Annotated in this window: 28 protein-coding genes and 2 tRNA genes; 18 read left to right on the top strand and 12 right to left on the bottom strand. The window is 63.8% G+C overall.

The window, feature by feature from the left end; all coding sequences use genetic code 11:
- The first annotated feature begins 95 nt into the window (after positions 1 to 95).
- From GQ651_RS08955 to nusB, 5 genes are all read left to right on the top strand, one after another.
- The gene (locus tag GQ651_RS08955) at positions 96 to 695 is read left to right on the top strand and encodes a riboflavin synthase (protein WP_160763817.1); all 600 of its coding nucleotides are present in this window, start codon (positions 96 to 98) and stop codon (positions 693 to 695) included.
- Between the two features lie 3 nt (positions 696 to 698).
- Positions 699 to 1,253: a hypothetical protein gene (locus GQ651_RS08950; RefSeq protein WP_160763816.1), complete on the top strand. Its 555-nt coding sequence runs from the start codon at positions 699 to 701 to the stop codon at positions 1,251 to 1,253.
- A 72-nt stretch (positions 1,254 to 1,325) separates the two neighbouring features.
- Positions 1,326 to 2,450 carry a 3,4-dihydroxy-2-butanone-4-phosphate synthase gene (ribB, locus tag GQ651_RS08945; RefSeq protein WP_160763815.1) on the top strand — a complete coding sequence of 375 codons (1,125 nt, stop codon included), beginning with the start codon at positions 1,326 to 1,328 and terminating at the stop codon, positions 2,448 to 2,450.
- The gene (locus tag GQ651_RS08940) at positions 2,450 to 2,992 is read left to right on the top strand and encodes a 6,7-dimethyl-8-ribityllumazine synthase (RefSeq protein WP_160763814.1); all 543 of its coding nucleotides are present in this window, start codon (positions 2,450 to 2,452) and stop codon (positions 2,990 to 2,992) included. The genes ribB and GQ651_RS08940 overlap by 1 nt, the downstream gene beginning before the upstream one ends.
- Positions 2,989 to 3,447 carry a transcription antitermination factor NusB gene (nusB, locus tag GQ651_RS08935; protein ID WP_160763813.1) on the top strand — a complete coding sequence of 153 codons (459 nt, stop codon included), beginning with the start codon at positions 2,989 to 2,991 and terminating at the stop codon, positions 3,445 to 3,447. The genes GQ651_RS08940 and nusB overlap by 4 nt, the downstream gene beginning before the upstream one ends.
- A 159-nt stretch (positions 3,448 to 3,606) precedes the next feature.
- Here the strand turns inward: nusB and GQ651_RS08930 are convergent, their stop codons facing one another.
- Positions 3,607 to 4,980 carry an L-serine ammonia-lyase gene (locus GQ651_RS08930; RefSeq protein WP_160763812.1) on the bottom strand — a complete coding sequence of 458 codons (1,374 nt, stop codon included), beginning with the start codon at positions 4,978 to 4,980 and terminating at the stop codon, positions 3,607 to 3,609.
- A gap of 161 nt (positions 4,981 to 5,141) precedes the next feature.
- Here GQ651_RS08930 and GQ651_RS08925 point away from each other — a divergent pair, with 161 nt between their 5' ends.
- On the top strand, positions 5,142 to 5,405 hold the full coding sequence (locus GQ651_RS08925) for a hypothetical protein (RefSeq protein WP_160763811.1): 264 nt from the start codon (positions 5,142 to 5,144) through the stop codon (positions 5,403 to 5,405).
- Between the two features lie 11 nt (positions 5,406 to 5,416).
- Here GQ651_RS08925 and GQ651_RS08920 read toward each other — a convergent pair whose 3' ends face one another.
- The 5 genes from GQ651_RS08920 to rpiA form a co-directional block, all read right to left on the bottom strand.
- Complete coding sequence (locus GQ651_RS08920) at positions 5,417 to 5,605, bottom strand: DUF2065 domain-containing protein (protein ID WP_160763810.1); 189 nt, start codon at positions 5,603 to 5,605, stop codon at positions 5,417 to 5,419.
- Between the two features lie 21 nt (positions 5,606 to 5,626).
- The gene (gene hflC, locus GQ651_RS08915; RefSeq protein ID WP_160763809.1) at positions 5,627 to 6,526 is read right to left on the bottom strand and encodes a protease modulator HflC; all 900 of its coding nucleotides are present in this window, start codon (positions 6,524 to 6,526) and stop codon (positions 5,627 to 5,629) included.
- Between the two features lies 1 nt (position 6,527).
- Positions 6,528 to 7,685, bottom strand: a complete 1,158-nt coding sequence (hflK, locus tag GQ651_RS08910; RefSeq protein WP_160763808.1) for an FtsH protease activity modulator HflK — start codon at positions 7,683 to 7,685, stop codon at positions 6,528 to 6,530.
- Positions 7,686 to 7,756: 71 nt separating this feature from the next.
- The gene (locus tag GQ651_RS08905; protein WP_160763807.1) at positions 7,757 to 9,232 is read right to left on the bottom strand and encodes an FAD-dependent oxidoreductase; all 1,476 of its coding nucleotides are present in this window, start codon (positions 9,230 to 9,232) and stop codon (positions 7,757 to 7,759) included.
- Between the two features lie 3 nt (positions 9,233 to 9,235).
- Complete coding sequence (rpiA, locus tag GQ651_RS08900) at positions 9,236 to 10,024, bottom strand: ribose-5-phosphate isomerase RpiA (RefSeq protein ID WP_160763806.1); 789 nt, start codon at positions 10,022 to 10,024, stop codon at positions 9,236 to 9,238.
- A 112-nt stretch (positions 10,025 to 10,136) separates the two neighbouring features.
- On the opposite strand from rpiA, the gene GQ651_RS08895 reads away from it, so the two are divergent.
- Together GQ651_RS08895 and tig are read left to right on the top strand one after the other, a co-directional pair.
- A tRNA-Leu gene (locus GQ651_RS08895) sits at positions 10,137 to 10,221 on the top strand.
- Positions 10,222 to 10,369: 148 nt separating this feature from the next.
- Positions 10,370 to 11,701 (top strand): trigger factor, encoded by a 1,332-nt coding sequence (tig, locus tag GQ651_RS08890; protein WP_160763997.1) that lies wholly within the window; start codon positions 10,370 to 10,372, stop codon positions 11,699 to 11,701.
- Positions 11,702 to 11,783: 82 nt separating this feature from the next.
- On the opposite strand, the gene GQ651_RS08885 is transcribed toward tig, so the two are convergent.
- Entirely contained in the window at positions 11,784 to 11,981 is a 198-nt protein-coding gene (locus tag GQ651_RS08885; RefSeq protein WP_160763805.1) for a hypothetical protein, read from the bottom strand.
- Positions 11,982 to 12,215: 234 nt separating this feature from the next.
- Here GQ651_RS08885 and GQ651_RS08880 point away from each other — a divergent pair, with 234 nt between their 5' ends.
- Positions 12,216 to 12,419, top strand: coding sequence for a hypothetical protein (locus GQ651_RS08880; RefSeq protein ID WP_160763804.1), 204 nt, complete (start codon positions 12,216 to 12,218; stop codon positions 12,417 to 12,419).
- A gap of 3 nt (positions 12,420 to 12,422) precedes the next feature.
- On the opposite strand, the gene GQ651_RS08875 is transcribed toward GQ651_RS08880, so the two are convergent.
- Positions 12,423 to 13,196 carry a LamB/YcsF family protein gene (locus tag GQ651_RS08875; protein ID WP_160763803.1) on the bottom strand — a complete coding sequence of 258 codons (774 nt, stop codon included), beginning with the start codon at positions 13,194 to 13,196 and terminating at the stop codon, positions 12,423 to 12,425.
- Between the two features lie 72 nt (positions 13,197 to 13,268).
- Positions 13,269 to 13,928, bottom strand: a complete 660-nt coding sequence (locus tag GQ651_RS08870) for an arylesterase (protein ID WP_319637369.1) — start codon at positions 13,926 to 13,928, stop codon at positions 13,269 to 13,271.
- Positions 13,929 to 13,965: 37 nt separating this feature from the next.
- On the opposite strand from GQ651_RS08870, the gene GQ651_RS08865 reads away from it, so the two are divergent.
- From GQ651_RS08865 to GQ651_RS08835, 7 genes are all read left to right on the top strand, one after another.
- On the top strand, positions 13,966 to 14,661 hold the full coding sequence (locus tag GQ651_RS08865; RefSeq protein WP_160763802.1) for an ABC transporter ATP-binding protein: 696 nt from the start codon (positions 13,966 to 13,968) through the stop codon (positions 14,659 to 14,661).
- A complete protein-coding gene (locus tag GQ651_RS08860) occupies positions 14,658 to 17,192 on the top strand; it encodes an ABC transporter permease (protein ID WP_160763801.1) in 2,535 nt (844 codons plus the stop codon). Before GQ651_RS08865 ends, GQ651_RS08860 begins: the two co-directional genes overlap by 4 nt.
- A gap of 31 nt (positions 17,193 to 17,223) precedes the next feature.
- Positions 17,224 to 17,904, top strand: a complete 681-nt coding sequence (locus GQ651_RS08855) for a class I SAM-dependent methyltransferase (protein ID WP_227258012.1) — start codon at positions 17,224 to 17,226, stop codon at positions 17,902 to 17,904.
- Between the two features lie 93 nt (positions 17,905 to 17,997).
- Entirely contained in the window at positions 17,998 to 18,813 is an 816-nt protein-coding gene (locus tag GQ651_RS08850) for an ABC transporter substrate-binding protein (RefSeq protein WP_160763800.1), read from the top strand.
- On the top strand, positions 18,814 to 19,656 hold the full coding sequence (locus tag GQ651_RS08845; RefSeq protein ID WP_160763799.1) for an amino acid ABC transporter permease: 843 nt from the start codon (positions 18,814 to 18,816) through the stop codon (positions 19,654 to 19,656).
- Positions 19,656 to 20,384: an amino acid ABC transporter ATP-binding protein gene (locus GQ651_RS08840; protein ID WP_160763798.1), complete on the top strand. Its 729-nt coding sequence runs from the start codon at positions 19,656 to 19,658 to the stop codon at positions 20,382 to 20,384. The genes GQ651_RS08845 and GQ651_RS08840 overlap by 1 nt, the downstream gene beginning before the upstream one ends.
- Positions 20,385 to 20,496: 112 nt before the next feature.
- Positions 20,497 to 20,573: transfer RNA gene (locus GQ651_RS08835), tRNA-Met, on the top strand.
- Positions 20,574 to 20,788: 215 nt separating this feature from the next.
- On the opposite strand, the gene GQ651_RS18700 is transcribed toward GQ651_RS08835, so the two are convergent.
- The 3 genes from GQ651_RS18700 to GQ651_RS08825 form a co-directional block, all read right to left on the bottom strand.
- Entirely contained in the window at positions 20,789 to 21,481 is a 693-nt protein-coding gene (locus GQ651_RS18700) for a hypothetical protein (protein WP_227258011.1), read from the bottom strand.
- A gap of 24 nt (positions 21,482 to 21,505) precedes the next feature.
- Positions 21,506 to 21,859 (bottom strand): hypothetical protein, encoded by a 354-nt coding sequence (locus tag GQ651_RS08830; RefSeq protein WP_160763797.1) that lies wholly within the window; start codon positions 21,857 to 21,859, stop codon positions 21,506 to 21,508.
- A 138-nt stretch (positions 21,860 to 21,997) separates the two neighbouring features.
- Complete coding sequence (locus GQ651_RS08825) at positions 21,998 to 22,168, bottom strand: hypothetical protein (protein ID WP_160763796.1); 171 nt, start codon at positions 22,166 to 22,168, stop codon at positions 21,998 to 22,000.
- A gap of 154 nt (positions 22,169 to 22,322) precedes the next feature.
- Between GQ651_RS08825 and GQ651_RS08820 the strand changes: the two genes are divergently transcribed.
- Complete coding sequence (locus GQ651_RS08820) at positions 22,323 to 22,748, top strand: hypothetical protein (RefSeq protein WP_160763795.1); 426 nt, start codon at positions 22,323 to 22,325, stop codon at positions 22,746 to 22,748.
- Between the two features lie 28 nt (positions 22,749 to 22,776).
- Positions 22,777 to 23,151 (top strand): photoactive yellow protein, encoded by a 375-nt coding sequence (pyp, locus tag GQ651_RS08815; protein WP_160763794.1) that lies wholly within the window; start codon positions 22,777 to 22,779, stop codon positions 23,149 to 23,151.
- Positions 23,152 to 23,246 lie beyond the last annotated feature (95 nt).

Raw genomic sequence — 23,246 nt, 5'->3', positions numbered from 1 at the left:
CAATACGCGGACGAGGCGCGCGCGTCACGTCGCTTTGCTTGCCTGAGGCCCGCATTGGCATTACCCCGGCAGGGAAGGACCAGAAGGGCGGCACCATGTTCACGGGCATCATCACCGACGTCGGAGAAATCATCCATCTGGAGCAGGCCGGCGACCTGACAGCGCGGATCGCAACCGACTACGATGTCGATTCCATCGACATCGGCGCCTCCATCGCCTGCGACGGTGTCTGCCTGACGGTGGTGTCCATGGGACGCGAGCCGCGGAACTGGTTCGAAGTACAGATCTCTGCCGAAAGTGTCTCGAAAACGAACCTCGATACCTGGACGCTTGGTCGTGCCGTCAATCTCGAGCGTGCGCTCAAGGTCGGAGACGAACTGGGCGGGCATATCGTGTCCGGCCATGTGGACGGCGTTGCGACGCTGGTGTCGCTCCGGGACGAGGGCGACAGCACCCGGATGACCTTCGAAGCGCCCGAGGCACTGGCCCCGTTCATCGCGCCCAAAGGCTCGGTGGCGCTGAACGGCGCGTCCCTGACGGTGAACGAAGTGGAGGGCGCGCGCTTTGGCGTCAACATCATCCCTCACACCAAGGCCGTCACGACATGGGGTGCAGTCAAGGAAGGCGACCGGATCAATCTGGAAATCGACACGCTCGCGCGATACGTCGCGCGGCTGCGGGAATGGGGAGCGTAAGCCATGGCGGGTATCGGTCACAATAACGGCCCCACAATGGAGAAAGGCCGCGCCTGGCGGCGCTATGCCTGGACGCGGGCGCGCGCGGACCTCTTGCCCAAATTGCCGCTCGAAGTCGCGCGGCGGCGCGTGCGCCGCGCCCGTGAATTGGGGATCGACTATGCCTCCTATGCCGGTATCCGCGCCGCGACGGGCAGGGATATCGTGGCGCTTCTCTTCTCGACCAATGCGCTTGCTGCACTGAGAGACCTGAACATTCCCGAAGAGCGCGACGCGACGGTGCAGGCGGTGCGCGGCGCGGACCTGCTTGCGATGGTGCAACCGCCCATCGACCCGCACACCTTTCGCGAACGGCACCCGGTCTTCATACGTGCTGCGCGTGCGCCCGGCATTGCCAGTTCCTGGCGCGAGACGGGTGGCGCGCTTGCCGATCTGCGCGGTGCAGTTCCGGCCGACGGTGTCGTCGTCATCGGTGCCACGCATCTGGAAAGAGACTGGGTCGCGGCGGGCCGGCTGGCCGGCTTCATCAAGGCCGACCGCTACTTCGCGTCACGCTGACTGGCTCTGGCCATTGGCCGGACCTTGGGCTATGCGGGCGGCCTGAACGCCTGCTCAGGGATTAGCCGTACCATGTCTTTCGAAAAAGCCGGTGAAGTCGAGGAAAACTGGCGCGACGCCATCTCGTCGGTCGAGGAAATTCTCGAAGACGCCCGCAATGGGCGCATGTTCATTCTGGTCGACCACGAGGACCGAGAGAACGAGGGCGACCTTGTCATCCCCGCCCAGATGGCGACGCCCGAAGCAATCAATTTCATGGCCACCTACGGACGCGGTCTGATCTGCCTCAGCCTGCCGGCCGAGCGGTGCGACGCGCTGGGTCTGCAGCTCATGTCCTCGCAGAACTCGTCCCGTCACGAGACCGCCTTCACCATCTCGATCGAGGCGCGCGAAGGCGTGACCACGGGCATCTCGGCGCATGACCGCGCCCGGACCGTCGCCGTGGCGATCGATTCCGGAAAAACCGCCGCCGATATCGCGACACCGGGCCATATCTTTCCACTCCGCGCACGCGAGGGTGGGGTCCTTGTCCGCGCGGGTCATACCGAAGCGGCAGTGGATGTCGCGCGGCTGGCCGGTCTGAACCCGTCCGGTGTGATCTGCGAGATCATGAACGACGACGGTACGATGAGTCGTCTGCCGGACCTCGTGGCCTTCGCTCAGCGCCACAGCCTGAAGATCGGCACCATCAGCGACCTGATCGCGTATCGCAGACGCCACGACAACCTGGTTGCTGTCACACGGGAAAGCACGGTCACCTCGGAATTCGGCGGTGAGTGGCAGTTGCGCATCTTCACCGATACGGCTCATGGCGACGAGCACATCGCGCTCGTGAAGGGCGACGTCACGGGCGACGAGCCCTGCCTCGTCCGGATGCACGCGCTCGACCCGATGCTGGATGTCGTTGGCCTTGGCCCGAAAGGCCGCGCGGCGGAATTCGGGGATGCCATGGAGCTGATTGCCGCCGAGGGGCGCGGTGCTCTGATCCTCCTGCGCGACACCACTATGAAGCTGAAGACGGACGACGCGACCTCGCCGCAGACGCTCCGTCAGTACGGTCTGGGGGCGCAGATTCTGTCGTCGCTCGGGCTGTCGAAACTGGTCCTTCTGACGAATTCGCCGCAACCGCGCGTCGTCGGCCTTGAGGCCTATGGGCTGGAAATCGTCGGCACCCGCAAGATTTCGGAGATTGGATAATGGCCGGACATTCCGATAACGACCTGGGGCTTCCCAGCTTCGACCGCGCGGTCAAGGTGGCGATCGTGATCGCGCCTTACTACAAGTCCATCTCCGAGCAGCAACTCGCCTCGGCCCGTGGCGTGCTGGAGCGGGCGGGCGCGGTTCACGAGACGATCGAAGTGCCCGGAAGCCTGGAAATTCCATCGGCCATCGCGTTGGCGCATCGCATGTCGAACTATGACGGCTTCGTCGCACTCGGCTGCGTGATCCGGGGCCGGACGAGCCACTATGACGTGGTGGTAAACCAATCCGCAGAGGGCATCATGTTGCTCGGACTGCAGGGCGCGGCCATCGGCAACGGAATCATCACGGTCGAGAACATGGAGCAGGCGGAAGAACGCGCCGACGCGTCGCGTCTCGACACGGCAGGCGGCGCGTCGGCGGCGGCGCTGCATCTCATCGCTTTGGCGCGCCGCTTCGGCGGCTCCAGGAAGCCGGTGGGCTTCGGCGCGGACGACATTCTGCTTGCGGGCAAGACCGGAGGCGGCGACACCGCATGACGACCGCATCCAGACAGATGAAATCAGCCGCGCGGCTCTACGCGGTTCAGGCTCTGTTCCAGATGGAGGCGTCCGGGCAGTCGGCACCGGCGGTCGAGCGCGAGTTCGAGGACTTCCGTTTCGGGGCCGAGATCGACGGCGAGGAGCTCGCCGAGGGCGATGTGGACCTGTTTCGGAAACTGGTCGATGACGCGGTGAACTGGCAGGCCAAGATCGACCGCATGACCGATCGTGCGCTTGTTGCGAAATGGCCCATCGACAGGATCGATCCGACGCTCAGGGCGCTGTTTCGCGCCGCAGGCGCGGAGCTTATCGAGGGCGATGCGCCGCCGAAGGTCGTGATTACCGAGTTCGTGGACGTGGCCAAGGCTTTCTTTCCTGATGGCCGCGAACCCCGTTTCGTGAACGCGGTTCTGGATCACATGGCGCGAGACGCCCGGCCGGACGCGTTCTGAGGCGGCCGAGGGGCTCTGCCCCTCTTGGCCTCCGGCCAATTCACCCCGGGATTTCCAGACCCAAAGAAGAAAATTTGACTCAAATTGTCTTCGCCTGTTCGGAAATATCCCGGGGGAGGCGCCCGAAGGGCGACGGGGGCAGAGCCCCCTCACACGCAATCAGCAATTCGGAACGTTGACGGCGAGGCCGCCGAGAGCGGTCTCCTTGTATTTCTCGCTCATATCCTGACCGGTCTGGCGCATAGTCTCGATGGCGGCGTCGAGCGGCACGAAATGGGTGCCGTCGCCCCGCATGGCGAGCGAGGCCGCGGAGACCGCCTTGATCGCGCCGAGCCCGTTCCGCTCGATGCAGGGCACCTGGACCAGGCCGCGTACGGGGTCGCAGGTCATGCCGAGATGATGTTCCAGCGCGATTTCGGCGGCGTTTTCGATCTGCTCGGGCGTACCGCCCATCACAGCGGCAAGTCCCGCCGCCGCCATGGCCGAGGCTGAACCCACTTCGGCCTGGCAGCCGCATTCCGCGCCAGAAATCGAGGCGTTGAACTTCACAAGCCCGCCGATGGCCGCGGCGGTCAGAAGGAAGTCCCCCAGCCGCGCTTCGGATGCGCCCGGCATGTGGTCCAGCCAGTAGCGGATCGTCGCGGGGATCACGCCTGCCGCGCCATTGGTGGGGGCGGTCACAACTTGCCCGCCGGCGGCATTTTCCTCGTTCACGGCCATGGCGTAGGTGCTGATCCAGTCATTGATCACATGGGGCGCCTGCAGGTTAAGCCCGCGCTCGGCCTTCAGGCTGCGGGCGATTGCGGCGGCGCGTCGCTTGACGTTCAGTCCGCCGGGCAGGACACCGTCGCTGGCTAGCCCGTTGTCCATGCAGCCCTTCATGACCTCCCATATGCGCGCCATGCCCCGGTCGAGCGTCGCGGCGTCCCGGCGGGTGAGTTCGTTCCTGCGTTTCAGTTCGGCGATAGAGGCGCCCGCGTCGCGGCACATCTCCAGCATCTCCGCGGCGGTTTTGAACGGGTAGGGGACGGGCGGGCCGTCATCGGTATCCTTGCCCGCGGCCAGTTCCGCGTCAGTCAGAACGAAGCCACCGCCCACGGAATAGTATGTTTCCTGCAGGATTACGTCGCCTTCGGCGTCGAGCGCGTTCAGGATCAGACCATTCGGATGACCCGGAAGAGCGGGGCCGTAGTCGAAGGTCAGGTCTTGTTCGGGGTCGAAACGGAGCCTTCCGAAGCCTTCGGGAGAGACCGTTCCAGTCGCGCGAATGTCTTTAAGGGCCTGCTCGGCGGCCTCCCGGTCGTAGGTTTCTGGCAGGAAACCGGCAAGGCCCAGGATCACCGCCCGGTCGGTCGCATGGCCGACGCCGGTGAATGCAAGCGACCCGTGGAGCGAAGCGCTGAGGCCGCGTGGCTCGAACGGCGAGGCGCGGAGCCGGTCGAGGAACCGCGCTGCGGCCACCATCGGCCCCATCGTATGCGACGAGGAGGGGCCGACGCCGATTTTGAACATATCGAATACCGAGAGAAACATGTCCGTTCCCTTGTTGCTCGAAAGCCTTATCCGCTACCCGCCTGTCGCGAAGATGTCCCTTCGCGGCATCGGCGGGTGGAAAACGCCTTCAAACGTCTCGCCTCCTGTCTGCGAGGGGGCTATATCACCCCGAACTTAGGCGGATCGAGGCAGATTTCACGATGTCGATGCTGGAAGAAGTGGCGAACGGTCTTGCGAAACGGACGCTCGAGCAGATCGAGCGAACCGGCGACGAGACGATCGAGAAGCGGATCTCGGATGAGGTCGGGGCGTCTTCGCCCACGCTGCAAGAGGCTTTTGCCACCGCCATGCGCATCCGCAAGGCCGAAATCCGGGGCCATAAGCTGTTGGACAAATATGCGGCCGGCGCGGACATTCCGGTCGCGGCGATCTCGTCGCAGCCGCAGGACGATGGCGGCCACTAAGGCCGTCGCGCTCAGATAGCGCCCGACACCCAGACCAGCAGAACACCAAGCGCCACGGCGGCGAGCCCAATGGCGCGGCGTGTCTCGATCGGCGTCTCCGCGATCACCTTGATCAGCTCTTCCAAACGCGAAGGGGCCAGTGCGAACACCAGCCCCTCGAAGACGAGTACAAGTCCGATGCCTAGGAGGAGGACCGTCATCCGAAGGCCGCTCCTCTGGCCTTAGTTGCCGGACGGGGTCACGCCGGACGACAGACCGGCACCGTCGAGGAATTCGAAGAACTCGCTGTCGGGTGTGATGACCATGGTGGAGTTCTGCCCCTGCAGCGCACGCTCATAGGCTGCAAGCGAGCGGTAGAAGCGGAAGAAATCCTCGTCGGCACCATAGGCTTCGGCAAAGATCGCGTTCCGCTCGGCATCGGCCTCACCGCGGACGATCTCGGATTCGCGGCGTGCCTCCGAGACAAGCTCGACCACGGTACGGTCGGCCTGTGCGCGGATACGCTGCGCGGCTTCCTCGCCTCGGGCGCGCTCGTCGGTCGCTTCACGCTCACGCTCGGCGCGCATCCGGTCGAAGGTGGCGGCGAGGTTCTGCTCGGGCAGGTTGGTCTGCTTGAGACGCACGTCCACCACGTCGAGGCCGAGGGCCTGCGCACGGCTGTCTGCCAGCACGCGGATACGGTTCATCAGGGCGGAGCGCTCTTCCGACAGGATCGTGTTCGACGTCACACCCTCAGCACCAAGGACCGAGCGGATGTTGTCGTTCAGGATGTCGGCAAGACGGTCTTCTGCAAGGCGCGTGCCGCCGGGGCCCACCGCCTCGCGGAACTGGACCACGTCCGCGATCCGGTAGCGCGCAAAGGCGTCCACGACAAGACGCCGGTCGTCCGAGGGCGTGACCTCGATGGCGGGCGTGTCGAGCGACAGGATGCGGTCGTCGTACCGGACAACTTCCTGAATGAAGGGAATCTTGAAGGCGAGACCCGGTTCCTGCTTCACCGCCCGGATCTGACCGAACTGAAGGACGAGAGCCTTTTCACGCTCGTCCACGATGAAAATCGAGGAAAGGACGCCGACAATGGCCAGGACGGCCACGATGAGAAGCGCTGTTACACTGCGCATATCAGTTACCTCCCTGCGTGCCGCGACGCAGTTCGTTCAGCGGCAGGTAGGGCACAACACCCTGACCGCCCGATCCGCCCGCATTTTCGTCGAGGATGATCTTGTCCACGCCCCCGAGCACGCGCTCGATCGTTTCGATGTAGAGACGGCGGCGGGTCACCTCCGGCGCCTGTTCGTATTCATTCAGAACCGCGGTGAAGCGGCTGGCCTCACCCTGAGCCTCGTTCACGACCCTGGCGCGATAGCCCTCGGATTCTTCGAGGATCTGCGCGGCTTCACCACGCGCACCGGCCAGAACCCGGTTGGCGTAGGCGTCGGCCTGACGTTCGAGCCGGTCGCGTTCCTGTTCCGCCGCCTGCACGTCGCGGAAGGCGTCGATCACCTCGCGCGGCGGGTCGGCCTTGTTCAGGTTGACGCGGACGACATTGATGCCGGCCTGATAGCTGTCGAGGGTCGACTGGATCAGCTCCTCGGCGCGCTGCGCCGTTGCGGCGCGGTCACGGTTGAGAAGGGGGGCCAGTTCGGACCCGGCGACGATCTCGCGCATGGCCGATTCAGACACGGCGCGCACGGTTTGCGGACCGTCACGCAGGTTGAACAGATAGTCGGCCGGGTTGTTAATGTTCCAGACGACCTGGAAGTCGATGTCGACGATGTTTTCATCCGTCGTCAGCATCAGCCCGTCGCCGCCGGAAGAGCCGGAGCGACCCATGCCGATCTCTTCCGACTGTTCGCGGGTCACGGGGATGACTTCGTAGGTCACAAGCGGCCAGGGGGCGAAGTTCAGGCCCGGATCGCCGACGGCGCTGAATTCACCCAAGAAGAGCTCGACCGAGCGTTCTTCCGGGCGGACCGTGTAGAAGGATGAAAAAGCCCAGAGCGCTGCCAGTGCCAGAAGCCCGAGCCCAACGGTGCCGCGCGTGAGGCGCGGTCCGTCGCCGCCGCCATTGCCGCCCGAGCCGCCATTGCGGCCGCCACGGCCACCCATCAGCACCTTGAGCTGTTCTTGGCCCTTTTTCATGATCTCGTCGATTTCCGGGATCTGGGGTGTGTCCTGTCCCGGACGCCGACCCGGTCGCCGGTCATCGCCATTTCCGCCGGAGCCGCCACGGTTGCCACCGCCACCGCCGCCCCAAGGTCCGCCATTGTTACTGGCCATAAAGGCTGTTTCCCTCAATTATGGTCACGCATGTCGCTCAGAGTGCTACCTGTAGCGTCACCAGGTGAATTTCAAGCCGTTCTGACCGGCTTGTGCATCGTGACAAGCTCTTCCGACATGGTCGGATGAACGGCCACGGTGCGGTCGAAGTCCTCTTTCGTAAGGCCCGCCTTCACTGCGATGCCCACCATCTGGATCAGCTCGCCCGCCCCGTCCGCGACAATCTGGCATCCCAGAACCTTGCGGGTATCGGCGCAAACGACCAGTTTCATCAGCACCCGGTTGGGCTTTCCGGCGAAGGCCGAGCGCATGGGCCGGAACGACGTGCAGTAGACCTCGATCGGGCCGCGGTCGCGCGCCTGTTCCTCGCTCAGGCCGACGGTGCCCAGTTCCGGCTGGGTGAAGACGGCAGACGGCACAAGCTCGTGGTCTGGTGCGGTCGGGTTGTTCTTGAAGACGGTTTCGGTGAAGGCCATGCCTTCGCGAATGGCGACAGGCGTCAGCTGGATGCGGTCGGTGACGTCGCCGATCGCGTAGATGTTGTCGACGGCGGTTTTGGAGTACTCGTCCACCTCGATCGCGCCCCGGCGATTGATCCCGATACCCAGCTCTTCCAGCCCCAGACCGTGCGCATTCGGCGCGCGGCCGGTGGCGAAGATCACGGCGTCGTAGACCCGTTCCTGACCGTTGGTCGCTTTCACGCGGATCGGGCCGCGATAGGTGGCGGGCGCGTCTTTTTCCGCGACATCGCCGGTGTCTTTCGAGCCGCTGTCGCCTTCGCCCACCGGGGCGCCCATTGCCGCATCGGAGGCTGTCGGTCTCGGGCCGGCGTCGTCGCCGGCTGGACCCATTTCGACGATGTTCGTTCCTAGGTGCAGGTCGATGCCCTGCTCCTTCATCATCTCGGCCACCAGACCCCGCGCCTCGTCATCGAAGCCACGCAGAACCTGAGCGCCGCGATAATACTGGCAGACCTCGACGCCGAGGCCGTTCAGGATGCAGGCGAATTCGCAGGCGATGTAGCCACCGCCGATGATCAGAACCGACTTCGGCAGGCTTTCCATGCTGAAGATATCGTCCGACACCAGACCAAGCTCGGCATTCGGGATGTCGGGGCGCACCGGTCTGCCGCCCGTCGCCACGAGGATGGTCTTGGCGGTCACCGTCTCGCCCGCAACTTCGACGGTGTTGGCGTCGGTCAGTCGCGCCCGACCGTCATAGATCGTCACATCTGACCCGCCCAGCAGGTTGCGGTACACCTCCTCCAGACGGTCCAGTTCTCCGTTCAGCTTTGTCCGGAAGCCGGTCCAGTCGAAATTCTCTGCCTTGGCGTCCCAGCCGTATTCCCGCGCCAGATCGGCCTGGCCGCGAAACTCGGAGGCAAAGACCATGAGCTTCTTCGGCACGCAGCCCCGGATAACGCAGGTGCCGCCCATCCGGCTTTCCTCGGCCAGCGCCACACGGGCGCCGGTCGCTGCCGCGGTGCGCGCCGCGCGGACGCCGCCCGAGCCGCCACCGATGACGAAGAGGTCGTAGTCAAAGCTCATGGGTCAGTCCGCCTGCTCGCTGAAGAGGTTGTCGATCTCCGGTTCCAGCACTCGGGTGACGTCTTCTTCGCCCGTGTTGATATCGCGCATCTCGACCCGCCCGTCGCCGTGGCCGGTGACGATCACGTCGCAGATATCAATGAAAAGACCGTTTTCAACCACACCGGGGATCTGGTTCAGCACAAGAGCAAGCTGACGCGCGTTCCCGATCCGCCCGAGATGGAGGTCCAGAATGTGATTGCCCTCGTCGGTGACGTAGAGCCCGCCATCGGTCATGCGCGGCTCGGCCTTGGTGCCCATGACGTCGAGCCCGTCGAGCAGTTCCTCTATCAGCATCCGGGTGGTCCTCATGCCGAAGCCGATGACCTCGACCGGCAGGGGAAAGGCGCCGAGCGTGTCGACCTTCTTGGTCGCGTCCGCGATGACAATCATCCGGTCGGATGCGGTTGCCACGATCTTTTCCTGCAGAAGAGCGCCGCCGCCGCCTTTGATCAGGTTCAGCTCGGGGTCGTATTCGTCCGCGCCGTCGATGGTGAGGTCGAGCCAGCGCGCCTCGTCGAGCGTGGTGATGCGGATTCCCACCTCTTCGGCCAGCGCCGCCGTCCGCGACGAGGTCGGCACGGCGATGATATCGAGCCCTTCGTCCTTCACCCGTTCACCAAGGCATTTGACCAGCCACGCGGCGGTCGAACCGGTCCCCAGCCCCACCTTCATGCCGCTTTCGACAAAGGCACTGGCGCGCTTTGCGGCGGCGAATTTCGCGCGGTCGACGGGGGAAAGGCTGTCGCTCATCGGATGCTCCCTTGCATGGCCCCGGCCTTATAGGGTGGATAGGGGGCAAGTGCGAGGGGGAACCGAATTTCCTCTCGCAACGCGGACAAGCCTTTGCTAGACCGCGCCCGTTGCGGGTGTGGCGAAATTGGTAGACGCACCAGATTTAGGTTCTGGCGCCGCAAGGCGTGGGGGTTCAAGTCCCTCCACCCGCACCATCCTTTCGGAGCCTTCGCCGGGCGCCCCGAACCCGTGATTTATTTCCCCGCCTTTCGCCTTGCGCGCGCGCCCGTCCTTGCCTAGAAGGGCCGCTGATTTTTCGCCTTGCGGGACAGCGCCCCGCGGCCCGATGAGATGAGGACAGAAATGCAGGTCACCGAGACCCTGAACGAAGGCTTGAAGCGCGGCTACAACATTACCGTGTCGGCGGCCGAGCTCGATGAGAAGGTCAACGAGAAGCTGCGCGAAGCGGCTCCGGAAATTTCGATGAAGGGGTTCCGGAAGGGCAAGGTCCCAATGGCGCTTCTGAAGAAGCAGTTCGGCCCCCGTCTTCTTGGCGAAGCGATGCAGGAAAGCGTCGACGGCGCGATGGCCAAACATTTCGAGGATTCGGGCGACCGTCCGGCGATGCAGCCCAAGGTCGAGATGACCAACGAGAACTGGAAGGAAGGCGACGACATCGAAGTCGCCATGTCCTACGAGGCGCTGCCAGAAATCCCCGAGGTCGACCTGTCCAAGGTCAAGCTGGAAAAGCTGGTGGTCAAGGCGGATGACGCCGCCATCGACGAAGCGCTCGGCAGCCTTGCCGAGACCGCCCAGAACTTCGAGGATCGCAAGAAGAACTCCAAGGCCAAGGACGGCGATCAGGTCGTGATCGACTTCGTCGGTAAGGTCGATGACGTGGCCTTCGATGGCGGTGCAGCGGAAGACTTCCCGCTGGTGCTGGGTTCGGGTCAGTTCATTCCGGGCTTCGAAGAGCAGCTGGTCGGCGTGAAGGCGGGCGAGGAGAAGGCGGTCGAGGTCACCTTCCCCGAGGAATACGGCAACGCCGATCTGGCCGGTAAGGCCGCTGTCTTCGACGTGACCGTAAAAGCGGTAAAAGAGCCGAAAGCGGCCGAGATTGACGACGAGCTGGCCAAGAAGTTCGGCGCAGACGATCTTGCTGCGCTCAAGGCGCAGATTGCCGAGCGTCTGGAAGCCGAATATACCGGCGCCAGCCGACAGGTGATGAAGCGCGGTCTTCTCGACGCGCTCGACAAGGCGGTCAAGTTCGACCTGCCGCCGTCGCTGGTCGAGGCGGAAGCCAATCAGATCGCACACCAGCTCTGGCACGAGGACAATCCGGACGTGCACGGCCACGACCATGACCACATCGAGCCCACCGACGAGCACAAGGCACTGGCGGAGCGGCGCGTTCGGCTTGGCCTCGTTCTGGCCGAGGTTGGCTCGAAGCAGGAAATCACCGTGACCGACGCCGAGATGACCCAGGCCGTCATGAACCAGGCGCGCCAGTATCCGGGCCAGGAGCGGCAGTTCTTCGAGTTCGTTCAGCAGAACCCGGGGATGCGCCAGCAGATCCAGGCGCCGATTTTCGAGGACAAGGTCGTCGATCACCTGTTCGAGCAGGTGACGGTGAAGGAGAAAGAAGTCTCGAAGGACGATCTCCAGAAGGCCGTCGAGGCGCTGGAAGACGAATAATTCCGAAGCCAGAGGGCGCGGAAACGAGAAGACCCGCCGGCGGAATGCCGGCGGGTCTTTCCCTTTTGGGGTGGCTGCCTGATCAGCTGTCGGCGAAGAACAGGTCGACGATCTGGGTGCGGGTCACGATATCCGCGCGATAGTCCCGCTTTGCAAAAGGTGCGGGTCGGCCCGCGCGGCGCCAGGCCCGCGGCGTCATCAGGCGACAGGTTGAAACGACATAGGTGATGTAGGCGAAGGTTTCAGAGCGAAAGCCGCTCGCAGCGTAAAGTGCTGTCATTGTTGAACTCACTAAAAAGACTACAAAAAACTAAGTAACGATCCCCTTATCGCTCACGAATCGGTCCGATTTGCGGCAATCCGGGAAAATTTTCGCGGAATTGTCGCGACCCGTCGTGTGTCTACACACTGTTTCCGCGCGTTCTTGAAAAAGTCACGATCTGATCATGGTAAATATACCGTTGATCGCATATTAAGACCGGGTAACCAGTTTCGCCTCGTAAGGTGTAGTCACATGTTCGACCAAGCGCTCCCCCCCAAAGATTCCGGCCTGTCCTTTGACATGGACATCATGTTGGCTCTGCTGTCCGACCTTGATGACGCCGCATTGTCAGCGATCGAAGACGACCTTGATTTCTATCACTTTTCCGGCGTCGCGTCGGATCGTCTCAAAGGCCTTCTCGACATCGCCGCCATGCCTCCGGCCATCGCCGCCTGAGCCCTACAGCGGGCTGCCCTCGAACGGTTTGAGCGCGATGCCCGCGTCTTCCAGTCCCTTGCGTACCGCGCGCGCCACGGCCACGGCTTCGGCCGAGTCGCCATGGACGCAGATCGTATCGATCCGCGTTTCCAGCCGCTGACCGTCCTCGGTCAGGATCGCACCGGCCTCGACCATCTTCACCATCCGGGCCGCCGCTTCGTCAGGGTCGGTGACCATTGCACCCGGTTTCCGGCGGTCGACGAGCGACCCGTCCGGCTCGTAGGCGCGGTCGGCGAAGATTTCCCCCGCCCAACGGCAGCCAAGGTCGCGCACCACCTGTTCCATCGCGGTCGCGGGGTTGCCCATGATCACGACATCGGGGGCCACATCAAGCGCCGCCTCGTAGCAGGCCCGCGCCAGATCGGCGTCCTTCATCGCCATGTTCGAAAGCGCGCCGTGCAGCTTCAGGTGCCGCACCTCGCCCCCCGCAGCGCGCGCCATCGCCTGGGCCGCGCCAACCTGATAGCGGACCATGTTCGCGATGGTCTTGAGAGGAACCTCCATCCTGCGCCGGCCGAACCCTTGAAGATCGGGAAAGCCGGGATGCGCGCCGATGCCGACGCCCCGCGCGACCGCCAGCGCCATCGTCTCGGCCATCGTATCCGGATCGCCCGCGTGATAGCCGCAGGCCACATTGGCAGAGGTCACGACATCGAGAAGCTGGGTATCGTCGCCCATGCGCCACGGACCGAAGGCCTCGCCCATGTCGGAATTCAGGTCGATGCTCTTTGCCATGGGTTCCTCCCTTTTGGCGGGAAAAGACCCGAGCCGGGCCGGCAATGCAAGCCGGAATGGCTGCGCGGTGCATTAGCTGCCGCTGCCCTCGTCCGACGCGCGCGCGATCAGCTCCAGCACATGGGGTCCGATCCCCTCGACGATGCGTGTGACGCCCTCGGCATTTGGATGGATGCCATCGGGTTGCATGAGGGTCGCCAAGGCCGTCGCCATGTCGCTCTCTGCCGTCAGTGGCGCAAGAAACGAGGGATAGAGCAGAGCGTCATGCGTCTCGGCAAGGTCAGGGAATATGGCCTCGAACCGCGCCTCGTAATCGGCGCCGTAGTTGGACGGGGCGTCTAGGCCGACCAGAAGGACAGGCACGTCCGCCTCATCCGCCGCTTTCAGTATCCCATCCAGATTGGCGCGGGACACGTCGGGGTCGATCCCCCGAAGAAGGTCGTTGCCGCCGAGCGCGACGATCATCGCGTCGACTTCGGGCGTCAATGTCCACGCGACCCGGCTGAGGCCACCCGCCGTCGTGTCGCCCGAGACGCCCGCGTTTATCACCGTGACCTCCGCGCCGTTCCGATCTAGCCACCGGGACAGGACCGGGACGAAGCCGTTCTCCGGCGCCAGACCGAAGCCCTGTGTCAGGCTGTCGCCCAGAGCCGCGACGGTCACCGGCTCGGCCGTGGCAAGGCCCGTGCCAGCCAGAATGGTCAATCCGACATTGCGGATCGTCCGTATCACCCCATATGCCCCACTAAGCCAACGCCGCGGAGTTCTGATGACCGACACCGTCCTGTCCCTTGAGGATGCACGCCTTTCGCTCGACGGAAACGCCGGGCGCGTGGATATTCTGAAGGGTATCTCGCTGGAGGTCCGGTCAGGTGAAACGCTGGGTCTTGTAGGGCCTTCGGGGTCGGGCAAGTCCTCACTCCTCATGCTCATGGGCGGCCTTGAACGCGCGACGGGGGGGCGTGTGACCGCGCTTGGCCATGATCTGACGGCGCTGGACGAGGATGCGCTCGCCCGTGTCCGTCGCGAACATATGGGCGTGGTGTTCCAGTCTTTCCACCTGATTCCGACGATGACGGCGCTTGAGAACGTCGCGACGCCGCTGGAACTGGCGGGTGCCGCCGATGCCTGGGAAAGGGCGGAGGCCGAGCTGGAGGCCGTGGGCCTTGCCGGGCGCGCGGGCCATTACCCCAGCCAGATGTCGGGCGGCGAGCAGCAGCGCGTCGCGCTGGCCCGGGCCGCGGCGCCGCGCCCCGATATCCTGCTGGCGGACGAGCCGACCGGAAACCTCGATGGCGCCACGGGGCAGATTATCATGGACCTCCTGTTCGGGCTGAGGGATCGCCACGGCGCGACGCTGGTTCTCGTGACGCACGCGCCCGACCTTGCCGCGCGCTGTGACCGGGTGATCCGGCTGGACGATGGGCGGATCGCACCCGAAAGTCGCGCCGAGGCGGCGGAATGACACTGCCTGTCGCCGCGCGCATCGCCCGGCGCGAGCTCAGGGGCGGGCTGGACGGGTTTCGCGTCTTCCTCGCCTGTCTGGCGTTGGGCGTTGCCGCGATCGCGGCTGTAGGGACCGTCCGGGATTCCATACGCGCGGGGCTCGACCGCGAGGGGGCTACGATCCTTGGAGGCGACGCCGAAATAGAGCTGACCTATCGTTTCGCCGAGCCGGATGAGCGTGCCTGGATCGAAGGGCGCGCCCGCGCGGTGTCCGAGATCGTGGATTTTCGCTCCATGGCGGTCTTTGCCTCCGAGGACGGGGATGAAGAGCGCAGCCTGACTCAGGTGAAGGGCGTGGACGAGGCTTATCCGCTTCTGGGTGCGGTAGACCTCAGCCCAGAGATGCCGCTCGACACCGCTTTTGCGGGGCAGGGCGGCCGTCCGGGTGCCGTGATGGATCCGGTTCTGGTGGCGCGCCTTGGGATGGAGGTGGGCGACACGCTCCGCCTTGGTGAGACCGAATTCGTTCTGATGGCTGAGCTTCTGTCGGAACCCGACCGGGCGACGGCGGGGTTCGCGCTTGGTCCCCGCACCATGGTTCGGACCGAGGCGCTGGACGGAAGCGGACTGATCCAGCCAGGCACGCTTTTCGAGACGGAATACAAGCTGCTTCTGCCCGAGGGGACCGATCTGGACGAGATGCGCGCCGCCACCGATGCCGAGATCACCGGCGCCCGATGGAGCGACCGTCGGAACGGCGCGCCCGGCATCGCGGAATTCGTCGATCGGCTGGGTGCCTTTCTGGTTCTTGTGGGTCTTGCGGGTCTTGCGGTCGGCGGTGTCGGCGTCTCGGCGGCGGTCACGGCCTATCTGGACGGCAAGACAGGCGTCATCGCCACGCTGAAGACGCTGGGAGCCGACCGGCGCACGATCTTTCAGACCTATTTCCTGCAGATCGGCGCGCTGACGCTTCTGGGTCTGGCCATCGGGCTTGTGCTGGGGGCGCTGACGCCGTTTGTCTTCGGCCCGCTGATCGAGGCGCAATTGCCAGTCCCGGCCGAGATCGGCATTCGCCCCGTGGCGCTTGCCGAAGCGGCGCTCTATGGCGCGCTGGCGGCGCTGGTCTTCACGATATGGCCGCTGGCGCGGACCGAGCGGGTGCGGGCGGCGACGCTCTTCCGGGACGGCGCGGCTGGGGCGGGCTACAGCTTGCCGCGGCCGCTCTGGCTGGCGGTGACGGGCGGTCTGGTCCTGATGCTGGTCGGGGTAGCGGCCTGGCTTTCGGGGCTCGTCACGCTGACACTCTGGTCGGCGGCGGGCGTTCTGGCGGCTTTTGTCGTTCTCGTCGGCGCGGCCTATCTGGCCCGCTGGGTGGCGCGGCGGCTGTCGCGGGCGCGCGCCCTTCGCGGCAAGAGCGCGCTCCGCCTCGCCATGGGTGCCGTTGGCGGACCGGGCGGCGAGACCGCATCGGTTGTGTTGTCCCTCGGCCTTGGCCTGACCGTACTGGCCGCCGTGGGGCAGATCGACGCCAATCTGCGCGGCGCCATCGCCCGCGATCTGCCTCAGGTGGCGCCGTCCTTCTTCATGCTCGACATTCAGCCCGATCAGCTGGACGATTTCCGTGCGCGGCTCGACGCGAACGAGGCTGTCGAGACTGTGGAAAGCGCGCCGATGCTGCGGGGGATCATCACGGGCATCAACGGACGCCCCGCCGCCGAAGTGGGGGGCGACCACTGGACGCTTCAGGGGGACCGCGGCGTGACCTATGCCGCGACGCTACCCGAGGGCACGACGATCACCGCCGGCAGTTGGTGGTCTGAGGACTATACCGGCGCGCCGCAGGTCAGCTTTGCTGCGGAAGAGGCGGAAGAGCTTGGCCTTTCGCTTGGCGACACACTGACGGTCAACATCCTTGGCCGCGACATCACCGCCGAGATCACCAGCTTTCGCGAGGTCGATTTCTCGACCGCCGGAATCGGGTTCATCATGGCGATGAATCCGAGCGCGCTTGCGGGTGCACCGCACACCCATATCGCCACGGTCTATGCCGATGAGGATGCAGAGGCGTCCATTCTCAGAGAGATTTCGAACGCTTATCCGAACGTGACCGCCATCCGTGTGCGCGACGCGATCGACCGGGTGTCCGAGATCCTTGCCGGCATCGCCGCCGCCATCACCTATGGCGCGCTTGCCACGCTGGTGACGGGCGGCGTCGTGCTGATCGGTGCGGCGGCGGCAGGCGTGAGGGCGCGCACTTTCGAGGCGGCGGTCCTAAAGACTTTGGGCGCGTCGCGGGGCACGATCCTGAAGAGCTTCGCGCTCCGCTCGGCCTTTCTTGGCCTCGCCGCCGCAGTGGTCGCAATCGCCGCGGGCGCGCTTGCGGGCTGGGCGGTGACCACCTTCGTCATGGACACCGATTTCGTTTTCGAGCCCGTTTCGGCTCTTCTGATCGTCTTGGGCGGCGTGCTGGCAACACTTCTGGCGGGGTTGTTTTTCGCCTGGGCGCCGCTTTCGGCGCGGCCCGCAGGCATCTTGAGGGCGCGGGAATAGGAACTGCAGCCGCCCTCAGAGGAAACGGGCATTGGGCGGTTCGACAATAAACGGTCTTGATCGCTCCGAGGCTGACCAGGATGCTGTAGCCATGTCAGGGAATCGCCAGCGTCACTGGGAAAAGGTCTACTCCGAAAAGGCAGAGACAGATCTGAGTTGGCATCAAGATGATCCGGCACCCTCGCTCGCATTCTGCGATCTTGCAGGTATAGGCGCAGGGAACTCGGCAATCGACATAGGAGGCGGCCGCTCGCGCCTGGCTGAACGGCTGCTGGACCGGGGCTTGACCGATGTGACGGTGCTGGACCTGTCTCAGGCTGCTCTGGAAGCTGCCCGACGGGCCTTGGGGCCGCGTCGTGATGCTGTCACCTGGATCAATGCTGGCATCACAGAATGGCTACCCCAACGAACCTGGGATCTCTGGCATGACAGGGCTGTATTCCACTTTCTGACCGAGCAGGCCGACCGGGACGCTTACATCGAAAGATTGGAGCGCGCCGTGCGTCCGGGAGGTCATGCCATCATCGCGACATTTGCGCTGGACGGCCCTGAACGCTGTAGCGGGCTGCCCGTGCAGCGCTACAGCCCGGAAAGCCTTGGCCGGGTGTTGGGCCCCGGTTTCGAGCGGGTGGCGGACCAGGCGCACCTGCACAGCACTCCGTCAGGACGAGCGCAGTCATTTCAATTCAGCCTCTTCCTCAGAAAGGGTTGAGGATGCGGAAACCGGCCATGCCGGGGCGGCAGGGCTGGACAATTCCGAATTCGACGCCAAGCTTCGGAAAAGGTTTTTCGCGGAGATTGCAGCATGAGACTTCTGACTTCGGCCATGGTTCTGATGATGAGCGCCGGCGGCGCGCTGGCGCAGGATTCCTGCGCGGCGGGCAAGACCCTTGAGGACGGCGTCCTGACCATCGCGACGGGCAATCCTGCCTATTACCCTTGGGTGATGAATGACGATCCGGAATCCAAAGAAGGCTTCGAAGCGGCGGTCGCTTATGCGGTGGCCGGCGAGATGGGTTTTTCCGACGATCAGGTGACCTGGGTTCGGTCGTCGTTCGACGAGGCGATCCAGCCGGGCGTCAAGAATTTCGACTTCAACCTGCAGCAATACTCGATCACGCCCGAGCGTGACGAGATCGTCGATTTCTCGGCACCGTATTATTCCGCGGCCATGGCGGTGCTCACGACCGAGCCCGTGGCCGCGGGCGGCGCGACCCCGGACCTGGACTCGCTTGCAGGGCTAAAATGGGGCGGTGTGGCATCGCATACATCCTACGGGATGATTACCGGGGTCATCCAGCCGGACAGCGATCCGCTGCTTTACGGCGACAATGCCGATGTCACCGAGGCGATGAAGGCCCGCCAGATCGACGCGGCGCTCTTCGATCTGCCGACGGCGCTTTTCCTGGCTGCCGTGATGCTGGATGACGGGGTCGTCCTGGGCCAGTTCCCGGCGGATCGGAGTGAGAACCCCGACCAGTTCGGGATGCTCTTCGAAGAAGGCAACCCGCTGAAGGACTGCGTCGACGCAGCGCTTGAGAGCCTGAAGGCAAGCGGCCGTCTGGCCGAGATCGAGGCCCAGTGGCTGGCCGAGGCGACGGGTGTGCCGGTCATCGAGTAAATGACCTTTCGTAATGAGGGCAGGGGGCCGGCGCTGACACGTCGGCAGGCCTATGAGGCGCGATTGAGGCGGCGGTCAAACACGATCGCCGCCCTGTCTACGCTCGCGGTCGTCGTGGCCATCGTCCTTTTGGTGCCTCTCGCACCGCGCTGGGAAGCGGTGAAGAAGAGCTTCTTCAACTGGGATGTTTTCGCCCGGACCTTTCCGGGTCTTCTCGAAGCGTTTCTACTGGACGTGGCGATCTTCGCGTGGTCCGCGCCACTGATCTTCGGTCTGGGGCTTGTCATCGCGCTGATGCGCGATGTCCGCTCGCCGGCGCTCTATCCGCTGCGCCTGTTTGGCATCGTCTACACCGATGTCTTCCGGGGTGTGCCGGTCATCCTTGTGATCTACCTCGTGGGCTTCGGCATCCCCGGCCTCGGCCTGCCGCGTCCGTGGAATTCGCCCTATATCTGGGGGACGGTCGCGCTGGTGCTGACCTATGCGGCCTATGTGGCCGAGGTCTTTCGCACTGGCATCGAGTCTATCCACCAGAGCCAGCGGGCTGCCGCGTCTTCACTCGGCCTCTCGGAGGGCGACACGATGCGCTATGTCATCCTGCCTCAGGCGATCCGCCGCGTCGTGCCTGCCAACATGAACCTATTCATCGCACTGCAGAAAGACGTGGCGCTTTTGTCGTTCATCGGCCCGGTCGAGATCTTCCGGCAGGCAGGCGTCTACAAGTCTCTTCTGGCGAACTTCACGCCCTATGTCGGTGCCGCGCTGATCTTTCTGGCAATCACCATCCCGGCCACGCGCTATGCCGATTATCTGCTGGCCCGGCAGATGAAGGCGCGGAACTGATGGTCTGGCTTCAGGCGAAAGGCCTCAGGAAATCCTTTGGGACCAACGTGGTCCTTGACGGGATCGACCTGAGCATTGACCGGGGCGAGATGGTCTGCCTGATCGGCGCGTCGGGGTCGGGCAAGTCCACGCTTCTGCGCTGCCTGAACCTGCTCGAACCGCTGGATGACGGCGAAATCCGTCTCGACAGTGTCGATATCGCCGAACCCGGTCTTGATCCTGCGCCGGTACGGAGGCGGATCGGGATGGTTTTTCAGAGCTACAATCTGTTCCCGCACATGACCGCCGCCGAGAATGTTCTTCTTGCGCCCAGACGGGTGAAGCGCATGACGCGAGAGACCCTCTTGCCGGAAGTGACTGAGCTTTTCCGGCGCTTCGGTCTCGAAGACCGGATGGACCACTATCCGGACCAGTTGTCCGGCGGCCAACAACAGAGGGTGGCTATCGTTCGGGCGCTGGCCATGAAGCCCGAGATGATGCTCTTCGACGAGATCACGTCGGCGCTCGACCCCGAACTGGTGGGCGAGGTTCTGGACGTGCTCCGGCAGTTGCGTGCCGAGGGTATGACAATGGTTCTTGCCACCCACGAGATGGGCTTCGCGCGCGAATTGGCCGACAAGATCTGCTTTCTGGATCGGGGGCGCATTCTTGAAGAGGCGCCGCCCGAGGTTCTGTTCTCGGCGCCGAAAGAGGAGCGAACCCGCGCATTTCTATCCCGCGTTCTCTGAGGCGCCTTGTCAGGTCCGGTCGTCTCTTGCGACCATGTCGCGAAAACGCCTTTGGCAACCGGATTGTGGTCTTGACGGACGCGCCGCCAGCCTCTACCTAGCCCTCGCTTACGGCGGAGTAGCTCAGTTGGTTAGAGCAGCGGAATCATAATCCGCGTGTCGGGGGTTCAAGTCCCTCCTCCGCTACCATCCCATCCTAGACGTGCACTTTCGGCCATAGATGTCCCGCGGATGTCATGACACCGGCTGCGGAGAAATCAGAAAGCCGTAGCCGCTACGTTTTCCGCACTCGGGCTTTGATGCTGCTCTGGGCGACAAACCTGGAAAGCCGGCCTGACGAGTTCCCCCCGGTTTAAGCCCTCAGGCGAGGCGCCCAGATTGGCAAACGTGGTTCATACCCGCATTCAGGTCTGCGCCTCGACCCTCTTTCTTGCGAAGTCTATCCAAGGTTCGACATTCAGGATGTGCCCGACAACGCCAAGGCGCTGCGAGAGCGAGGCGGTTTCCTCATTCGCAAGGTCCGACAGCGAATTTACGCCACACTGGTGGAACATCCAGATCATACCGGCACCAGCGCCCGGCAGCTCGAACAGATCTGAGTCGGCATCGACCTTCTCGAAACCGGTTTCCTGAACTGGACTGGCCGTCGTCTTTGGCGCCTCGGCTTCCGGATCTGGCGTGGCCTCGGCCGATTCGAACGGAGCATCATCGCTTTCCGCTTCGGCCTCTGCCGCCTCGGTCTCGGAGGCTGGAGGCCGCTCGTTTGCCGACTCTGCCTCTTCCGGTACATCGGGCGCCATGTCGACGGGCGCGGCTACGGGGTCTCCAGACCCAGGTTCGTGACGGACCTCCGAAGGAATATCATCCGGGACGTGCGCTTCCGTAGCGGGTGCCGAGGACTCGATCGCAAAAAACGAGGCCGGGCTGATGGTCGTTTCGTTTTGGTGAGCAACTGGCTCGGCGCCCGCCGCTTCGCTACTCTCGGCGGACACGCGTTTTTTCGATTTCAACCGCGCCTCGCGGAACGCCAGAAGCGTTTCGCGCGCCTCGCGACGGGCCGCCCGTGCCTGTTCTCTGTAGGAAGTTTCCACCGACATCACATGTCCTTTCTGGTGCAACGGTCACTCTGCCTGTTCCAGCAGGCGGTCCCAGTCATCGAGCGCCCGTCCGGCGAGGCGGCGAAGGTTTCGCCCGGTGAGCCGATCAACCGCCAGTGAAGGAACAAGCGCCAGTGGTTCCATGTCAGTTGCGGTATCACCGGCCTCGCAAATCTCTTCGAGCCAGTCCATCATTTCGCCAAGATCAGCGCGTGAGGCGGCGTGCGACGCGTCGCCAGCTTCGGCCACGCCAACGAAGCCGCCGGACTTTTTCAGCCAGAGCGTGATCGACGCCGCCAAGATGCCGGCGCCATCCTGAACCCGTGACAGGGCACGCCCCTTGAAGCGCAGAGGCGGGGCGCCCGCGCGCCGAACCATCGTATCGGACCATTTGTCAGCAAGTACGCCGCGCGCTGTGCTGCGGCGAGCTGCGGTTCGGGACGTGGATTTCGAACGTGTTTTCGACAACATGCCAGCGCGGTACCATCACCTGCGTTAGCATGTGGTAAACGCGGCCTAATGCATCAGTGGCTGAATCACGAATTTCGCCGTCGGGAAGAAATCCCGCAGGAAATCGAACATCTCCGCCGCCTCGTCGATCGCCTTGAAGGAATAGATCAGGATGTCTTCGCCGTCCTGATGTACGCGGAGCTCAACTGCGCCGCTCCCGTATAGACTGCTACTCATAGTCTTCCCCCAACACAAAGTTACCCTCGCTTAACCGTAAGCCACGAAGTTTGAGAGCTTCAATGAATAATTTACTCCTGCGGTCGATACCGGCCTCGTTCGCTAGATGGCGAAACACGTAAATGCCAATGCCGCCGAAAGGAGCATTCAGCGTATGGATGAAATTGGTCAATTGAAGGAAGTCGACGGACGTTTCGAGTTCCGCCATGACGGTCTCGGCCTGGTTGTCCGCGGCGACCATCCCGAATGGGTCCTCATGGCCGCCGCCGAAGTTATCTCGAGTACCGCAAGGATCGAGGGCGAGGCCGAACTCGAAAGTCTTACAGCGCTCGCGGAGTTTGAAGAGGTGAGCGGAATCGAGGTCGATTCCGCGAAATTCGCCTTGAAGCAGCGCTTCGAAACGATCCCCCAGTGCATCGTGAGCCTGGGCAAGATCGACTACAAGTGGGCGACGGCGGAGGGTCGCGAGAAGCTCACCGAGGAATACGACGGCCATATGGTCCGCCGCATTCACGACATGTCTCTGACATTCAACGATTCCTTCCTCGATAACGAGGATGGTGTCGAGATGAACGACTAATCCTCCCGTCAACGACAAGGATACGAAAATGGAAATCATTCCTTTCGGCAGCCAAGACCTTGATAACATCTTGGCGCGTGAACCTCAGCGGGCGGAATACCTGCCCTTCGGCGCCGTCATGCTCGACCGGAACGGCAAGATCGTGAAGTACAATCGTGCTGAAGGCATGATCGCGAACCGGACCCCCGAAGACATGATCGGGAAGGACTTCTTCAACGAAGTGGCCCCCTGTGCCAAGGGCAAGCGCTTCCACGGTGAGTTCCTGACCTTCCACCGCACAGGCCAGATCAACGTCATGTTCGACTACAAATTCGCCTATAAAGGCGCAAATGTCGGCGTGAAGATCCATCTGAAGTCGCAGCCCGACGGCCAGCATTGCTGGATGTTCGTGAAGCGCGTGTAACGAGCCGTAGTTGGTCCGCAAGTGCGCACAGAAACAAACCACATACCCTACGAGGTCACGATCTCGGACGAGTTGCGGGCGCTCATGCGCGCCGC

It is taken from the genome of Kangsaoukella pontilimi, from assembly GCF_009830125.1.
Classification (GTDB): Bacteria; Pseudomonadota; Alphaproteobacteria; order Rhodobacterales; family Rhodobacteraceae; genus Kangsaoukella; species Kangsaoukella pontilimi.
Note: the sequence above shows the minus strand (reverse complement) of the source record. Positions and strands in the feature narration are given on the sequence as shown.

Bases quoted from the DNA above. Each gene is read 5' to 3' on its own strand.
- GQ651_RS08950 (WP_160763816.1), top strand. From the start codon at position 699: ATGGCGGGTATCGGTCACAATAACGGCCCCACAATGGAGAAAGGCCGC.
- GQ651_RS08875 (WP_160763803.1), bottom strand. From the start codon at position 13,196: ATGGCAAAGAGCATCGACCTGAATTCCGACATGGGCGAGGCCTTCGGT.
- GQ651_RS08925 (WP_160763811.1), top strand. From the start codon at position 5,142: ATGTCGATGCTGGAAGAAGTGGCGAACGGTCTTGCGAAACGGACGCTC.
- GQ651_RS08920 (WP_160763810.1), bottom strand. From the start codon at position 5,605: ATGACGGTCCTCCTCCTAGGCATCGGACTTGTACTCGTCTTCGAGGGG.
- GQ651_RS08820 (WP_160763795.1), top strand. From the start codon at position 22,323: ATGGATGAAATTGGTCAATTGAAGGAAGTCGACGGACGTTTCGAGTTC.
- rpiA (WP_160763806.1), bottom strand. From the start codon at position 10,024: ATGAGCGACAGCCTTTCCCCCGTCGACCGCGCGAAATTCGCCGCCGCA.
- GQ651_RS08845 (WP_160763799.1), top strand. From the start codon at position 18,814: ATGACCTTTCGTAATGAGGGCAGGGGGCCGGCGCTGACACGTCGGCAG.
- GQ651_RS08865 (WP_160763802.1), top strand. From the start codon at position 13,966: ATGACCGACACCGTCCTGTCCCTTGAGGATGCACGCCTTTCGCTCGAC.
- nusB (WP_160763813.1), top strand. From the start codon at position 2,989: ATGACGACCGCATCCAGACAGATGAAATCAGCCGCGCGGCTCTACGCG.
- GQ651_RS08860 (WP_160763801.1), top strand. From the start codon at position 14,658: ATGACACTGCCTGTCGCCGCGCGCATCGCCCGGCGCGAGCTCAGGGGC.
- GQ651_RS08850 (WP_160763800.1), top strand. From the start codon at position 17,998: ATGAGACTTCTGACTTCGGCCATGGTTCTGATGATGAGCGCCGGCGGC.
- GQ651_RS08880 (WP_160763804.1), top strand. From the start codon at position 12,216: ATGTTCGACCAAGCGCTCCCCCCCAAAGATTCCGGCCTGTCCTTTGAC.
- ribB (WP_160763815.1), top strand. From the start codon at position 1,326: ATGTCTTTCGAAAAAGCCGGTGAAGTCGAGGAAAACTGGCGCGACGCC.
- GQ651_RS08830 (WP_160763797.1), bottom strand. From the start codon at position 21,859: ATGGTTCGGCGCGCGGGCGCCCCGCCTCTGCGCTTCAAGGGGCGTGCC.
- GQ651_RS08885 (WP_160763805.1), bottom strand. From the start codon at position 11,981: ATGACAGCACTTTACGCTGCGAGCGGCTTTCGCTCTGAAACCTTCGCC.
- GQ651_RS08930 (WP_160763812.1), bottom strand. From the start codon at position 4,980: ATGTTTCTCTCGGTATTCGATATGTTCAAAATCGGCGTCGGCCCCTCC.
- tig (WP_160763997.1), top strand. From the start codon at position 10,370: ATGCAGGTCACCGAGACCCTGAACGAAGGCTTGAAGCGCGGCTACAAC.
- GQ651_RS08840 (WP_160763798.1), top strand. From the start codon at position 19,656: ATGGTCTGGCTTCAGGCGAAAGGCCTCAGGAAATCCTTTGGGACCAAC.
- pyp (WP_160763794.1), top strand. From the start codon at position 22,777: ATGGAAATCATTCCTTTCGGCAGCCAAGACCTTGATAACATCTTGGCG.
- GQ651_RS18700 (WP_227258011.1), bottom strand. From the start codon at position 21,481: ATGTCGGTGGAAACTTCCTACAGAGAACAGGCACGGGCGGCCCGTCGC.
- hflC (WP_160763809.1), bottom strand. From the start codon at position 6,526: ATGCGCAGTGTAACAGCGCTTCTCATCGTGGCCGTCCTGGCCATTGTC.
- GQ651_RS08940 (WP_160763814.1), top strand. From the start codon at position 2,450: ATGGCCGGACATTCCGATAACGACCTGGGGCTTCCCAGCTTCGACCGC.
- hflK (WP_160763808.1), bottom strand. From the start codon at position 7,685: ATGGCCAGTAACAATGGCGGACCTTGGGGCGGCGGTGGCGGTGGCAAC.
- GQ651_RS08905 (WP_160763807.1), bottom strand. From the start codon at position 9,232: ATGAGCTTTGACTACGACCTCTTCGTCATCGGTGGCGGCTCGGGCGGC.
- GQ651_RS08955 (WP_160763817.1), top strand. From the start codon at position 96: ATGTTCACGGGCATCATCACCGACGTCGGAGAAATCATCCATCTGGAG.
- GQ651_RS08825 (WP_160763796.1), bottom strand. From the start codon at position 22,168: ATGAGTAGCAGTCTATACGGGAGCGGCGCAGTTGAGCTCCGCGTACAT.